At 61.0% G+C, this 13,735-nt stretch carries 8 protein-coding genes; 5 read left to right on the top strand and 3 right to left on the bottom strand.

What is annotated here, in order from left to right; translation table 11 throughout:
* Nucleotides 1-186: 186 nt before the first annotated feature.
* Complete coding sequence (locus CAF90_RS15225) at nucleotides 187-5,019, top strand: NEL-type E3 ubiquitin ligase domain-containing protein (protein ID WP_085607266.1); 4,833 nt, start codon at nucleotides 187-189, stop codon at nucleotides 5,017-5,019.
* A gap of 24 nt (nucleotides 5,020-5,043) precedes the next feature.
* Here the strand turns inward: CAF90_RS15225 and mnmC are convergent, their stop codons facing one another.
* A complete protein-coding gene (gene mnmC / locus CAF90_RS15220; RefSeq protein ID WP_085607264.1) occupies nucleotides 5,044-7,023 on the bottom strand; it encodes a bifunctional tRNA (5-methylaminomethyl-2-thiouridine)(34)-methyltransferase MnmD/FAD-dependent 5-carboxymethylaminomethyl-2-thiouridine(34) oxidoreductase MnmC in 1,980 nt (659 codons plus the stop codon).
* A gap of 173 nt (nucleotides 7,024-7,196) precedes the next feature.
* On the opposite strand from mnmC, the gene pap reads away from it, so the two are divergent.
* Nucleotides 7,197-8,711: a polyphosphate:AMP phosphotransferase gene (gene pap, locus CAF90_RS15215; RefSeq protein WP_085607262.1), complete on the top strand. Its 1,515-nt coding sequence runs from the start codon at nucleotides 7,197-7,199 to the stop codon at nucleotides 8,709-8,711.
* A gap of 102 nt (nucleotides 8,712-8,813) precedes the next feature.
* Nucleotides 8,814-9,998 carry a thiolase family protein gene (locus tag CAF90_RS15210; protein WP_085607259.1) on the top strand — a complete coding sequence of 395 codons (1,185 nt, stop codon included), beginning with the start codon at nucleotides 8,814-8,816 and terminating at the stop codon, nucleotides 9,996-9,998.
* Between the two features lie 129 nt (nucleotides 9,999-10,127).
* Here CAF90_RS15210 and CAF90_RS15205 read toward each other — a convergent pair whose 3' ends face one another.
* Nucleotides 10,128-10,322, bottom strand: a complete 195-nt coding sequence (locus tag CAF90_RS15205) for a DUF6316 family protein (RefSeq protein WP_085607257.1) — start codon at nucleotides 10,320-10,322, stop codon at nucleotides 10,128-10,130.
* A gap of 215 nt (nucleotides 10,323-10,537) precedes the next feature.
* Between CAF90_RS15205 and CAF90_RS15200 the strand changes: the two genes are divergently transcribed.
* Nucleotides 10,538-11,497 carry a DMT family transporter gene (locus tag CAF90_RS15200; RefSeq protein WP_085607255.1) on the top strand — a complete coding sequence of 320 codons (960 nt, stop codon included), beginning with the start codon at nucleotides 10,538-10,540 and terminating at the stop codon, nucleotides 11,495-11,497.
* Nucleotides 11,498-11,619: 122 nt separating this feature from the next.
* Here the strand turns inward: CAF90_RS15200 and CAF90_RS15195 are convergent, their stop codons facing one another.
* Nucleotides 11,620-13,014, bottom strand: coding sequence for a class II fumarate hydratase (locus CAF90_RS15195; protein ID WP_085607253.1), 1,395 nt, complete (start codon nucleotides 13,012-13,014; stop codon nucleotides 11,620-11,622).
* Nucleotides 13,015-13,207: 193 nt separating this feature from the next.
* Here CAF90_RS15195 and CAF90_RS15190 point away from each other — a divergent pair, with 193 nt between their 5' ends.
* On the top strand, nucleotides 13,208-13,726 hold the full coding sequence (locus CAF90_RS15190) for a DUF2059 domain-containing protein (protein WP_085607251.1): 519 nt from the start codon (nucleotides 13,208-13,210) through the stop codon (nucleotides 13,724-13,726).
* Nucleotides 13,727-13,735 lie beyond the last annotated feature (9 nt).

The raw sequence follows: 13,735 nt of genomic DNA, 5'->3' as shown, positions 1-13,735 counted from the left end.
TAAGCGCGTTGGTCTGACCGGTGGCCCATTAACAGCTTGGGTGAAGGGGGAGGTAGTAGATAAGTATTCGAAACATACGGATTGCTGGTTGTTTCTCGGCCCGAACGGGCAGTTATTCGTGTTTTTTATTCGGCGGCGGGATCGATAGGGTGGGAGGGACTCAACAGCAATAAAGGAATATTGCCCATGTCCACTACACCCGCGTCGATCGCACCGATCGCCCTTACGGAAAAACAGAAACTGAGCTTTTTGCTGGAAGCCACCGGCGATCTGGACACCGCCACGGCCTTGCAGAAAAACTTCCCCTCCGTGCTGCTCAATGCCAGTGCCGACACATTGGCGGCACTGGACAAGACCGCCTGTGACCTGCACACCATCCAGGCCCAGGTCGAGACAGACTTGAGCCGGCTGCAATCGCTGAAAAGCTTTTGCATCGCGCAATTGAAATACGCCCTGACCAAACGCTGGTCAGCTGTGTTCGATGCCGAGAAAGACCACCTCGAGTTACCGGGAAGTTATTGCGGTTGCGAGCCGGTAACGCCACCAGGCGGCGGAGCGAAGGTCACGCCGTCCGCTACCCCGACGCTGCTGGAAGCAGCGATGCAGAACTTCACGCAAGACGAGGCGCAAGCCGATTACTTCCCCGAAGGCAGCTTCGTGCGCATTGCCAGCGCACCTGACGGCGTCCCCGGTCTGACCCCGCCGGCGTTCGCCGCGCTCTGCCGGGAGCTGGATCTGGGGCGGCTGTATCAGGAGCATTTCCAGCAGGTGTTCGGAGTCAGGGAAGTCAATGGCAGTCGGGTCGCCACCGGTACGATGGTTCGCAATATCTCGGTGATGAAAAAGCAGATGCTGCAACTGGATCTGCACCTGGCGCTGATGAAGGAACACGTCTCCCGGGACGGTTTTCAGACGGTTCAGCGCCTGATCGACGCCGGTGGCATAGCTGATGCCAAAAGCCTTCAGTTCAAGGGGCGACCGCTGATCATGCAGGGCATTGAAGCGCTGGAAAGTTGCCTCTGGGGTGTTGTGGTCTTCTCCGAAAAATCGGTCGAGCTGGATCCGGATCAATGGTGTCTGGTGTACATGCCCGGGGAACCTGACCAGCCCCTCTACGAGTACGCGAGTTTCACGGCGTTCATCGCATATCTGGAGTTCAAACTGGGAGTCGGCAGTTACAAAAGCTACTTCACCCACTGCATCGGCGAAGTCGACAAGGTCGAGTTTTTCAAGACGTTTGCCGAGAACGATAGCCTGGGGCACGTCAAACAATTGGAAATGCCCGGCCCGCTGTTCGATTTCATGCTCAAAAGTCATGTCGGCAAACTGCAACTCGACGCCCGTGCGCTTGCCGTGCCGACTGCCGATGTCGATGAGGAAGAGCGCAAGAAGCGTTTGATCCAGTATCTGGAAGTCGGCATGACGGTCGCCAACGTGGCGGGATTCGTCGTTCCGGTACTGGGGCAACTGATGATGGGCGTGGCTATCGGACAAATGCTCGCCGAAGTGTACGAAGGAATCGAGGACTGGAATCGCGGCGACCGCCAGGAAGCTTTTTCACACCTGCTCAGTGTCGCGGAAAACCTTGCCCTGATGGCCGCCGTGGGTGCCGGCGTCAAGGTCTTGAAGTCCCTGGCGATCAAAACCGTTCAAAAACACCCGGATTTCTTTCAGCCCTTTACCGCCATTCTCGACCGCAGTGGTCAGTCCCGATTATGGAAGCCGCAACTGAGCGCCTATGAACAGCCTCTTCCTGTCGAAGAGGGCCTCGAACCTGACGCGACGGGCTTGTATCAGGTCAACGGCAAGACTTTCGCCCGCATTGACGACCGCACCTATGCCGTGGCGCTGGATCCTTCTTCGAAGACCTGGCGGATTCAGCACCCTGTCCGTCCACAGGCGTATGCGCCGACGCTCAAGCCCAGCCGACACGGTGGCTGGCGTCATGCCTCGGAGCCGAGCGAGCAATGGTCCGGCGCCTATACCCTCAAACGCATCGATCCGCAGTTGGCGAGTCTGGACGACAGTCGACTGGAGATGATCCGGCGGCTGACCGACACGCGCTTCGACGAACTGCATCGCTTGAGCGATGACAGTCTGCCAATAACGCCTCGTTTACGAGACATGATCGAGCGGTTCGCTCTCGAGCGCCGGGTGCGTGACTTCGTTGCCGCCATGGAGCGTGGCGAAGCGACCGATGCACGGCATGTCCAGGAACAGTTGCAGGCGCTGCCAAGGCTTTCCGGTTGGCCGCAGGATCGCTACATCGAGGTCGTTGATGAAAAAGGGGAGATCACCGAGACCTTTCCTCCCGGCTCGATTGAAGATGACACCCTGAGCGTCATTGTCAGCAACGATCAGTTGGAGAAGGGCGAGTTGCTGCAGACCGTCATCGACGGTCTGTACCCCAAAGAGGTCGAGGCTCTGGTCGGCGCTGACGTTGCGCTGACCGATCGGGGGGTGAAACTGGCGAAAGTCATCGGGGCGGCGGTCAAGGCTGATCGTCGTTCGACGTTCGATCATCTGTACCGGCGCTATGACCAGACGCTGGACAGTGAGGTGCTCAAGACCAGAGCGGCTTATCCCGACGTACCGACGCGTTACGCACAGGAACTGATCCGTCAGGCTTCGAGCGTCGAGCGCACGCTTCTGCGCACCACCGGACGAGTGCCCATGGGCCTGGCGCAGCGCTTGAGCGAGGCCGTGAGCAATGTTCGCCTGGATCGGGCGCTGACCGGGTTCTACCTGGCTGAAGTCGCCAACGCCGACACCGAAAAACTGGCCATTGGCTTGTTGCCGCAACTCGAGGGTTGGGATCCGCAGCTTTACCTGGAATTGCGGGCTCAGTCACTCAAGGGAGACCTGCTTGAGACCCTCGGCAAGAAACCGCTCACTGCCGGGAACTCGCTCACACTGGTCAGGCTCGACAACGGCTTCGAGGTGTTCGACAGCCAGGCCAGGTCTCTCGGAAAAGCGCTGGGGCCGGACAGTCTCTATCAGTCGATCCTGAAGGGGCTTTCACCTCGTCAGCTGAAGTCCATCGGCCTGGAAGGCGTCAAACCTGAGGATGGCTGGCGTCTGCGAAGCAAGTTACTCGACACCGCACTGGATGAGCGGGAAGGATGCAACCGGTTGTTAAGCGGCGAGCAGTTTGAACCGCCGGCTCCCGAGCCTGCATGCGTGCTCGCCGATCCACCCGGCGAAGCCGCAAATCATCCACAACGTCTGTTGCGCAAGGTGAAAAAACTCTACCCCTTGTTTTCCGATATCCAGGCCCGGGAGTTTCTTGATCAGTTGGGCGCAGACCATCTGACACGCGCACTTCGGGTCAGGCAATTGCAGGATGACCTGGCGCGCCTGCGAGAGGTGCTCGATACCTGGATGGACGATGCCGCGGCCATCAAGGCTCAGGGCGGGATATCGACTGAAGTGCGCGAATGCCGGCATCTCGTGGCGTACGAGATCGAAGACAGTTTTCGCCGGCTGGTTTTACTGCCCGACGAGTATTACCGTCCGGCCTATGGCCTGAAGCTCGATGGCATGCGGTTCGGAAAGCTGCCGATCCTGCCGCCCGGGCTGAGCTTCGATCACGTGAGGCATCTGTCACTGCAAAACATGCAGCTGGACAATGATGTCGCGTATTTCCTCAAAGCCTTCAAGAACCTCGAGACACTTGAGCTGGGTCGCAACAGGCTCACCCAGTTGCCGGAGGCGGTCTCGCTCATGCCGAATCTCAGGCGTTTGGGCCTGATGCACAACCGTCTTCAGATGACCGAGCATGCCCTGGTGAAATTGTCGCGAATGCGCAATTTGCAAAGCCTGGACCTAAGCGAAAACCCTCTGGGGGCGACGGTGGACGTCAGCGGGATGTTCGAGCTGTCTGACCTGAGCGTGCGCAATACCCGAACCACTGAACTACCCAAGGGGTTGCACCGTTTGCCAAACCTGGATCGGGTAGATTTGCGCGACAATGACATTCGCGATTTACCACAGTGGCTGTTTGAAACACCGCGGCGCTTCAGTGAAACGATCAATCTGCGCAACAACCCGATTTCCGCTCTCAGCAGTACTCATCTGGAGAACTACCGCAAGAAAATCGGGGTCGGCATGGGGTATCTGGAAAACGATATCGCGCGCCTGGATGAACACCAGGCACGTTCGATCTGGCTGACCGAAACCGGAGGGACGGTGGGTTCCAGGCGGCTGCAAACATGGAACGCGATCAACGACGATCCGATGGCTGAAGGCCTGTTTCATTTGCTGGCGGAGCTGGGCAATACCGCTGACTCCGAATTCGTGCGAGAGGATATGTCCAGGCGGGTCTGGGCGGTGCTTGAGGCGACGCAGGCCAACGCCGAACTGCGCGAGCAGATTTTCAATCTGGCGGCCAACCCGATCAATTGCACGGATAGCGCAGCGCTGAACTTCAGTCATCTGGAGGTCGCCGTGCATGTGCGCAATGTATTGCGCTTTGCCGGTGAGAGGCAGGTCTCCCCGACGGTCCTGATGAAGCTTGCCCGAGGCTTGTTCCGGCTTGAGCAAATCGACTTGATAGCGGCGGAACACGCCCGGGATCAAGGATCCCCCGACCCTCTGGAAGTGACCCTTGCGTATCGCACGGGGCTGGCACGGGCGTTCGACCTGCCTGGGCAGGCGGCGCATATGCGTTACAGCGAACTGGCTGATGTGACGAATGATGAATTGATAGCGGCGCTCCACCGAATCCAGACGGCTGAACTGTCCTCCAGCTGGGTGAAGTTTCTGGTTCGCCAGCCGTTCTGGAGTGACTACCTGAAAACCCGTTTCGCGCAGCAGTTCGAAGACGCCATTGCCCCTCACCATGAGGAAGTTCAGGCACTGTTCGAAAAAGCTGAGGAGCTCACTTCTGCCGACTACCTGAGTGAAATGGGTCTGTGCACCTCGCGTAAGCAACAAACCGAGAACGCCCTGTTGCAACGCTTGACCCAGCGTATCGCGGAGCAGATCGAGCGGGGCACCTGCATCGTGCCCGGTGACTGACAGCGTCTGGACGGAGCGCCCGGTTCACTTGCCGCGAATCAACTGGCGCAGGGCGAAGCGGTTGGGATGACAAGCCTCGGCCACGGCTCTGGGCAGCGGCAGCGGCTCGTTGTCCAGCCACGCGGCCAGTAACTCGCCAGACAGTGGCGCGGTGATCAAGCCGCGTGAACCGTGGCCACTGTTGACGTACAGACCGTCCAGCCACGGGCAGGGAATGTCCGGCACTTGCCGGGCATCCTTGCTCAAGGCGCGATAGGCCTCAGTGAAGGCTTCGCGATCGGCGAGCGGGCCGACGATGGGCAGGTAATCGGGGCTGGTGCAGCGGAAGGCAGCGCGGCCCTCAAGGCTGGCGGTGTCGAGTTCGTCGATGTGCAGGCGCGCGACCAGATCCGTGGAGATCTCTTCGAGCATCCCCAGATTGCCCAGGTGTTCGGCGGTGGTCGGTGTCAGGTCGTCGCTGTTGAAATCGAAACTGGCGCCGAGGGTGTGTTCGCCCAAGCGTGCCGGTGCGACATAACCTTCGGCGCACACGACAGTGGTCAACGCCTGGCTTTGTGTGGTCTGCGTCAGCCGGGTGATCTGCCCGCGAATACGCTTGAGGGGCAGGTCGGCACTTTGGGCAAAACGCTTGATTTCGGCAGCACCGGCCAACACCACGACCGGTGCTGTTGCGATCAATCGTTCACCGTCGAAGGCTTGCCACTGACCGTCGACCTTGCGCAGCTCCACGGCTTCCTGATGGGTAAGCAGCGAGACGCCCGGTTGTGCGGATTGCGCCTGACACAACGCCGGCGGATGCACCCAGCCGCCCTCGGGATAATACAAACCGCCATGGGCCAGACCGATCCCGGCACGGGCCTGTGCTTCGGGTTGATCGAGCCATTGCAGAAGGTCTTCGGGAAACGCGGCCGCCAGTTGCGCCTGACGCTCGCGTTCCTTTTCATTGAACGCAAGTTGCAGCACGCCGCAGTCGTCCCAGTCGGTGCCGCGTTGCAGGGTTTCCAGCAGGCGTCGGGTGTAGCCGAAACCGCTGACGATCAACTGCGACAGTGCGGTGCCATGGGCGGACAGTTTCAGGTACAGCACGCCTTGGGGATTGCCCGAGGCTTCCTGTGCTACCGCGTCATGCCGTTCCAGCAGACTGACTTGCCAACCCCGCGCCGCGAGGCTGGCTGCCGTGGCGCAACCGGCCAGACCGGCACCGATCACCAGGGCGCGACGCTCACCGCTCAACGGAGCCGGGCGGGCGAACCACGGTTTTTCGGCGGCGGGGGGCGCAACGTCCTCGGGCCAGCCGAGAAATTGGCCGCGCAGGATCTCCCACTTATGGCCGATGCCCGGCGTGCGCTTCATCTTGAAGCCGGCGGCGTTCAGCAGGCGCCGTACCCAACCGGTGCTGGTGAACGTGCTGATGGTCGAACCGGGCGCCGCCAATCTCGCCAGTTCCGCGAACAGTTCGGCAGTCCACATCTCCGGGTTTTTCGCCGGGGCGAAACCGTCGAGAAACCACGCGTCGATCTGGCCGTCCAGTTGCGGCAACTGCTCCAGTGCATCACCGATCAGCAGCGTCAGGGTCACACGACCGTTATCCAGAACAATGCGCTGAAAACCCTGATGGATTGCCACGTAATGCTTGAGCAACTGATTGGAGAATTGCTTCAGGTCGGGCCACAACGCCAGTGCCCGTTGCAGGTCGGCAGGGCTCAACGGAAACTTTTCGACGCTGACAAAATGCAACCGCGCACCGGCCACCGCATGCTGTTCGAACAACTGCCAGGCGCAGAGAAAATTCAGCCCGGTGCCGAAGCCGGTTTCACCGATCACCAGTCGCCCACCCGCCGACAGCGCGGCAAAACGCTCGGCCAGACGGTTCTGTTCAAGGAACACGTAGCGGGTTTCATCCAGCCCCGACTGGTCGGAAAAATACACATCGTCGAACACTCGCGAACGCGGGCGTCCCTGGTCATCCCAGTCGAGTTGGGCGTGGGGCATTACAGGTTTCATGGCAGGCTCGGCAACGACAAGGCGGCCATTCTAGCCGATCACGCAGGCGGCGCTTGATCCATGGCAAGCCTTGCAGACTATCACTCAAGGACAATCCGCCGCCGGCGGGAATTTCTGTGCCGCGTCAGAGCCCAATCCGCTAGTCTTGCTGAATCCTGGAAGGAGCCGTCCCTATGTTCGAATCCGCTGAAATCGGTCACGCCATCGACAAAGACACCTACGAAGCCGCCGTGCCCGCCCTGCGTGAAGCGTTGCTTGAAGCCCAGTTCGAGTTGCAGCAGCAGAAGCGTTTCCCGGTGATCATTTTGATCAACGGCATCGAAGGCGCCGGCAAGGGCGAGACGGTGAAGTTGCTCAACGAGTGGATGGACCCGCGCCTGATCGAAGTGCGCACCTTCGACCAGCAGACCGATGAAGAGCTGGCACGGCCACCGGCCTGGCGTTACTGGCGGATGCTGCCGGCCAAGGGGCGGATGGGGATTTTCTTCGGCAACTGGTACAGCCAGATGCTGCAGGGCCGGGTTCACGGCTTGTTCAAGGATCCGCGTCTGGATCAGGCGATTGCCGGCGCCGAGCGCATGGAAAAGATGTTCTGCGATGAAGGCGCGCTGATCTTCAAGTTCTGGTTCCACCTGTCCAAGAAACAGATGAAGGCGCGGCTCAAGGCCCTGGCCGATGACCCACTGCACAGCTGGCGCATCAGTCCTCTGGACTGGCAGCAGTCGGAAACGTACGACAAGTTCGTCAAATACGGCGAACGCGTGTTGCGTCGCACCAGCCGCGATTACGCGCCGTGGCATGTCATCGAGGGTGTCGACCCGTACTACCGCAGCCTGACGGTCGGCAAGATTTTGCTCGAAGGCCTGCAAAACGCGCTGAAGCGTCCCGATGTGCACCCGCATGATGTCAGCGCCCAGCCGCTGGGCTCGTCGGTGGATCAGTTGAACCTGCTCGACAGCCTCAACCTGACTCAGCGTCTGGAGAAGAAAGACTACGAAGAGCAATTGATCACCGAGCAGGCGCGGCTGTCCGGCCTGATGCGTGACAAGCGCATGCGCCGTCACGCGCTGGTGGCGGTGTTCGAAGGTAACGATGCGGCGGGCAAGGGCGGTTCGATTCGTCGTGTGGCGGCGGCGCTCGATCCGCGCCAATACAGCATCGTGCCGATTGCCGCGCCGACCGAAGAGGAAAGGGCGCAGCCGTATCTGTGGCGTTTCTGGCGGCACATTCCGGCGCGGGGCAAATTCACCGTGTTTGATCGCTCGTGGTACGGCCGGGTGCTGGTGGAGCGGGTCGAGGGCTTTTGCAGCACCGCCGACTGGATGCGTGCCTACGGCGAAATCAATGACTTCGAGGAGCAACTGGCCGACGCCGGGGTGATCGTGGTCAAGTTCTGGCTGGCGATCGACAAGGACACGCAGATGGAGCGCTTTCAGGAGCGTGAAGAAATCCCGTTCAAGCGCTTCAAGATCACCGAAGACGACTGGCGCAACCGCGACAAGTGGGACGCCTATCGCGCCGCCGTCGGCGACATGGTCGACCGCACCAGCACCGAAATCGCGCCGTGGACCCTGGTCGAGGCCAATGACAAGCGCTGGGCCCGGGTCAAGGTGCTGCGCACGATCAACCGTGCGCTGGAAGATGCTTTCGAGAAGTCCGACAAGCGAGCCAAAAAGCACAAGGACTGAACCGATGGGCCCGCATACGCGAGGTGAATGATTGTCGCGGTCGGCGATTGGGTGGACTTATGCTCGGTCCACTCTCAACCGACTGCAACAATGAGGTATGCCATGCGTGAAGTGGTGATCGTCGACAGCGTACGGACCGGCCTGGCCAAGTCCTTTCGCGGCAAGTTCAACCAGACCCGTCCCGATGACATGGCGGCCCATTGCGTCAATGCGTTGCTCTCGCGCAACGACATCGACCCGGCCAGCGTCGAGGATTGCATCGTCGGCGCCGGTTCCAACGAAGGCGCCCAAGGCTACAACATCGGCCGCAACGTCGCGGTGCTCTCGCAATTGGGCACCGGCACCGCCGGCATGACCCTCAACCGTTTCTGTTCTTCGGGCTTGCAGGCGATTGCGATTGCCGCCAACCAGATCGCGTCGGGTTGCAGCGACATTATCGTCGCCGGCGGCGTCGAGTCGATCAGCCTGACCCTGAAAAGCGTCAACACCGATCACCTGATCAACCCGTTGCTCAAACAGCAGACCCCCGGCATCTACTACACCATGGGCCAGACCGCCGAAGTGGTGGCGCGCCGTTATGGCGTCAGTCGCGAGGCGCAGGATCGTTACTCGCTGCAAAGTCAGATCCGCACCGCTCAGGCGCAGGCAGCCGGCCTGTTCAGCGATGAAATCGTGCCGATGGCGGTGAAGTACCGCGTTGAAGACAAAAACAGTGGTGAAGTGCAGGTCCTCGACGGCGTCGTAGATCGTGACGACTGCAACCGCCCGGACACCACCTATGAAAGCCTCGCCGGGTTGAAACCGGTGTTCGCCGAGGACGGTTCGGTGACTGCTGGCAACTCGTCGCAGTTGTCCGATGGCGCTTCGATGACGCTGGTGATGAGCCTGGAAAAAGCCCTGCAACTGGGGCTCAAGCCGAAAGCGTTTTTCCGTGGGTTCACCGTGGCCGGTTGCGAGCCGGACGAAATGGGCATCGGCCCGGTGTTCTCGGTGCCGAAACTGCTCAGGGCCAAAGGCTTGCAGGTGGCGGATATCGATCTGTGGGAATTGAACGAAGCGTTCGCCTCGCAGTGCCTGTACGCCCGTGATCGTCTGGAAATCGACAACGAGAAGTACAACGTCAACGGCGGCTCGATTTCCATCGGTCACCCGTTCGGCATGACCGGCTCACGGCAGGTCGGGCATCTGGTGCGCGAGTTGCAGCGGCGCAATCTGCGCTACGGGATCGTGACCATGTGCGTGGGCGGCGGGATGGGCGCGACCGGGTTGTTTGAGGCTGTGCGTTAAGTCCGGGAATTTGTTTTGCTCTCTCGATAGCTTTCGCGAGCAAGCTCGCTCCCACAGTTGACCCTATTCTTATTGAAGGAATGTGATCGAATGTGGGAGCCAGCTTGCTCGCGAAGGGGGCGACCGGATCTACCTGCCAGCATCCCGCAACTGCATCCGCGCGATGTAGGCGCGGATTTCCTGCTCGGCTTTCTCGGGGCTGTCGAACGGCCCTTCGAGGGTATTTTCCCGGGTGCTGAAATACAGGTCGCCGTTGACCCGGCACACGCGGTCGCTGCGAAAGCGCGTGGCGGGGGCGGTGTCCTGGGCGCGCATGCCTAACATGACGGGGTCTCCTTGGTGATTGATGTCCCGGGCTGGATCCAAGAAGCTTATGCCTGAACCACTTACCCTGCCCGGCCGGCCGATCAACGGCCCATCGTCAATTTTCCGCTGCGACCTGCACAGTTTCATTTGCGGCTGGAGCGCAACTGTCCCTGTGTCGGGCAGGGTCTGTGCGCCTAGAATGAGCGCTCCTGTCTCTGGCGCTTGGGGTTCTCATGCACGTTTCATCGGGTCGTTGGGTGTACGGCATGTTCCTGGCGTTGTTGACGGCGTTTTTGTGGGGAATCCTGCCGATCAAGCTCAAGCAGGTGCTGGTGGTGATGGACCCGGTCACGGTGACCTGGTTTCGCCTGCTGGTCTCCGGCGGCTGTCTGTTCATTTATCTGGCGGCGACCAAAAGGTTGCCGAGTCGCAAGGTGCTCGGGCCTAAGGGCGGCTGGCTGGTGCTGATGGCGGTGCTCGGGCTGGTAGGCAATTACGTGCTTTATCTGATGGGCCTGAACCTGCTCAGCCCCGGCACCGCGCAACTGGTGGTGCAGATGGGGCCGATCATGTTGCTGATCGCCAGTCTGTTCGTGTTCAAGGAGCGCTTCAGTATCGGTCAGGGCATTGGGCTGGCGGTGCTGTTGATCGGGTTTGCGCTGTTCTTCAATCAGCGTCTGGCTGAATTGCTCACCTCTTTGTCTGACTACACCGCCGGCGTGTTGCTGGTGCTGTTGGCCTCGACGGTCTGGACCTTTTATGCGCTGGGGCAGAAGCAACTGCTGACCGTGTGGAATTCGCTGCAGGTGATGATGGTGATCTACCTGTTCTGCGCCATGTTGCTGACGCCTTGGGTGCATCCGCTCGAAGCGCTGTCACTGAGCCCATTGCAGGGCTGGCTACTGCTGGCGTGCTGCATGAACACCCTGATCGCCTACGGCGCGTTTGCCGAAGCACTGGCGCACTGGGAAGCTTCACGGGTCAGCGCGACGCTGGCGATCACGCCGTTGGTGACGTTCGGTGCGGTGGCCGTGGCGGCCGGGGTGTGGCCTGAATATGTGCACGCCGAGCAAATCAATCTGCTGGGGTATGGCGGGGCGGTGCTGGTGGTGCTGGGTTCGGCGCTGGTGGCGCTCGGGCCTTCGCTGATTGCCGGGCTCAAGGCGCGGCGGATGCGCATGGCAGCAGGTTAACCGAGTCATCGTTCTTCGCGAGCAAGCCCGCTCCCACTTTTAACCGCATTCCTGACATGGGATTGCGGTCAACTGTGGGAGCGGGCTTGCTCGCGAAGACTGACTTACAGACGCTGCAGATCTCAGCCCTTGGCGCCGGCCTCGATCATGTTTTCCGGCCGCACCCAGGCATCGAACTCCTCATCGGTCAGATAACCCAGCTCCAGCGCCGCTTCGCGCAGGGTCTTGCCTTCGCTGTAAGCCTTCTTGGCGATTTCCGCCGACTTGTCGTAGCCGATGTGCGGGTTCAGCGCCGTTACCAGCATCAGGCCGCGTTCCAGATGTTTCGCCATGACTTCGGCGTCCGGCTCAAGCCCGGCGATGCAGTGCTGCTGGAAGTTGCTGCAGCCATCGGCCAGCAGACGGATCGATTGCAGCAGGTTGTGGATGATCACCGGTTTGAACACGTTCAGTTGCAGGTGACCCTGGCTGGCGGCAAAACCGATCGCCACGTCATTGCCCAGCACCTGGCAGGCGAGCATCGACAGCGCCTCGCACTGGGTCGGGTTGACCTTGCCGGGCATGATCGAACTGCCCGGCTCGTTGGCCGGCAGGCGCACTTCGGCAAAACCGGCACGCGGACCGGAACCCAGCAGGCGCAGATCATTGGCGATTTTCATCAGCGCCACGGCGAGGGTTTTCAGGGCACCGGACAGCGTGGTCAGCGGCTCATGGCCGGCGAGGGCGGCGAACTTGTTGGGCGCGGTGACGAATGGCAGGCCGGACAACGCCGCCAGTTCAGCGGCAATCGCTTCGCCGAAACCGTGGGGCGAGTTGAGCCCGGTGCCGACCGCGGTGCCGCCCTGGGCCAGTTCGCAGACTGCCGGCAACGCCGCGCGAATCGCCCGTTCGGCGTAATCCAGCTGCGCTATGAAACCGGAGAGCTCCTGACCGAAGGTGATCGGCGTGGCGTCCATCATGTGGGTGCGGCCGGTTTTCACCAGCTTCATGTGCCGCGCCGACAGTTCGGCCAAACCGCCCGACAGCTCGGCGATGGCCGGCAGCAGTTGGCCCTGCACTGCTTGCGCGGTGGCGATGCTCATGGCGGTGGGGAAGCAGTCGTTGGAGCTCTGCGAGCGGTTGACGTGATCGTTGGGGTGCACTGGCGTCTTGCCGCCACGCGGGTTGCCGGCCAGTTCGTTGGCGCGGCCGGCAATCACTTCGTTGGCATTCATGTTGCTTTGGGTGCCGCTGCCGGTCTGCCAGACCACTAGCGGGAATTGGTCGTCGTGCTGGCCGTCGAGCACTTCGTCGGCGGCCTGTTCGATCAGGCGGGCGATGTCGGCGGGCAGGTCGCCGTTGCGGTCGTTGACCCGGGCCGCGGCTTTCTTGATCAGGGCCAGGGCGTGCAGGACCGGCAAGGGCATGCGTTCCTGGCCGATGGCGAAGTTGATCAGCGAGCGTTGCGTCTGAGCGCCCCAGTAAGCGTCGTCCGGGACCTCGATCTGGCCCAGGCTGTCGGTTTCGATACGGCTCATCGTGCACACTCCTGTTGGTCTGTTTGCGCAGTTTAGGCCGGTGTCGGCCCGGGTGGTTCCCTCCGGCCGATTGTTGACCGGCAAATCCCCGCCAATCAAGCGCGGCAAGGCCCGGGGGTTGAGCCGCAGCGTTATTCAGGCGCAGAATGGTCGCCCTTGGGGTTTTACCTCGCCTAGCTGAAAAGGAAACTCGATGACTCGTCTTCGTGCCATCTGCACCGCGGTTGCCCTGGTTTGCGCCAGCGGCCAGGTGCTTGCCGATACCGCCAGCCACAACGCCAGTGCCGAAGCTTTCCTGACCCTGGCACACGCTGACAAGCTGGGCACTCCGGTGTACATGCAGGTTCAGCAGATGTTCGCCCAGCGTTTTGAACAGACCAAGGCGCCGGAATCCAAGAAAGCCGTACTGGATACCTACCAGGCCAAGGCCAACGCCGCTCTGGACCAGGCCATTGGCTGGAACAAGCTGAAACCGGACATGGTCAAGCTCTACACCACCAATTTCAGCGAATCCGAGCTCAAAGACCTGGTCGCGTTCTACCAGTCGCCACTGGGCAAGAAAGTCCTGGAAAAAATGCCGCAGCTGACTCAGCAATCGGCGCAGATGACCCAGGCCAAGCTGGAAAGCGCCGTACCGGTGGTCAACAAGCTGCTGGACGACATGACCAACGAGCTGGCACCGAAAGGCGCGGCTCCGGCCAAGAAGAAGTAAGCGGAGTTC

This window comes from Pseudomonas sp. B37(2017) (genome assembly GCF_002112885.1).
In the GTDB taxonomy this organism is placed as follows: domain Bacteria; phylum Pseudomonadota; class Gammaproteobacteria; order Pseudomonadales; family Pseudomonadaceae; genus Aquipseudomonas; species Aquipseudomonas paraglycinae.
Note: the sequence above shows the minus strand (reverse complement) of the source record. Positions and strands in the feature narration are given on the sequence as shown.